This window comes from Vibrio sp. Vb1554, assembly GCF_033344235.1.
This window is the reverse complement of the sequence record NZ_JAWPOJ010000217.1, coordinates 1-1,339: the sequence shown is the minus strand read 5'-3', so window position 1 is coordinate 1,339 and position 1,339 is coordinate 1. Positions and strand designations below refer to the sequence as shown.

1 protein-coding gene and 1 pseudogene are annotated in these 1,339 nt (G+C 49.7%); both read right to left on the bottom strand.

The features are described from left to right. A pseudogene (locus tag R8N28_RS25100) lies at window positions 1-284 on the bottom strand (hypothetical protein); the annotation flags it as partial. Further along, window positions 281-1,339, bottom strand: a 1,059-nt coding sequence (locus R8N28_RS25095; RefSeq protein WP_318183649.1) for an efflux RND transporter permease subunit, incomplete at its 5' end; no start/stop codon positions are given. The gene R8N28_RS25095 and the pseudogene R8N28_RS25100, both read right to left, overlap by 4 nt.

The following is a 1,339-nucleotide window of genomic DNA, read 5'->3' as shown; positions in this document are numbered from 1 at the left end:
GACTCCACCATGGTTTTATAGTTGTTGGCCATTTTCACCCGCTCGGCCGCCACTTTCAGCGGAATGTTTTGGCTCTGCATGTCTTGAACCATTTGATTCAACACCGGATCGTGAAACTTAGTCCACCAAAACTCAACGTGTTGTGAATCGGTACTCAACCCTGCATTTTCGGCGTTCAAGTAGGTTTCTGCCATGCTGGTGGTCGGTGCTTGGTAGTCGGGGCCCACTGCACAACCTGCTAAACTTAGGGCTAGAACGACAGGCGTTAGAATGAATTTTTTCACGATGACGCCTCCTCTAGCTCAGCGTTGGTTTGTGTGGATGGTGCTTTTTCTTTGTAAGCAAGGCGATACAGCGCAGGCATGACAAACAGTGACAATATGGTTGCGGCTGCCAAGCCTCCGATGATGGTTGCCGCCATTTGGTCAAACAGCAGATCTGACAGCAGCGGGATCATGCCGAGCGCGGTCGTTAACGCACCCATAGAAATGGCCATAGTACGGTTGACCGTGGCTTCTTTGATCGCGTCAGACAAGCTCTTGCCATTTGTGCGTTCGAGCTCAATTTGATCCATTAGTACGATGCCATTTTTGATGATCATCCCGGTCAGTGTGATAGCTCCGATCAGCGCCATAAAGCCAAATGGTTTATCGAATCCAAGCAGAGCAAACACAGCCCCTGATGCTGCCAGTGGTAGCGTTGCGAGGATGATGATTGGCTGCTTAAAGCCGTTGAACATCGCGACTAGGATGATCACCATGATCAGCATTGCTTTTGGTTGCTGCTTCATGATGTCGGTGACCGCTTTGTCTTCATCGTAATATTCGCCGCCCCATTCCATGCTGTAACCCGCCGGAAGTTGGATAGCTTCAACCTGATCTTTAATGGCATTTCTTACGTTCGCTGGTGTGGAGTCTCGGCTCACACCCGCTTGAACCGTGATGGTTTTCACGCGGTCTCGTCGCCAAATCATGCTCTCTTCGGTGACCAGTTCGAATCCATCCACCACTTGACCAAGCGGAACGCTGTTAAAGCCAAGTAGAGAGCGCACAGGTAGCGTTTCTAGTGACGCCATGTTTTGCGATGTGCCACGTAACTGAATTGGAATCAACTCATCATTCAGGTTCATTTGTCCGAGCGGCATGCCGTCTGATGCACGTTTTAGCGCGAAAGCGACATCGGCGCGGTTAATTCCTGCTTGACGCATTTTGTCTTGGTTTAGAATCGGCTTGAGCACTTTGCTTTCTTGGCGCCAATCATCGCGAATGTATTTTGCATCAGGGTTTGAAGCAAAAATCGTTTTCGCTTCCGCCGCTAGTTGATGTAATACGGTTTCATC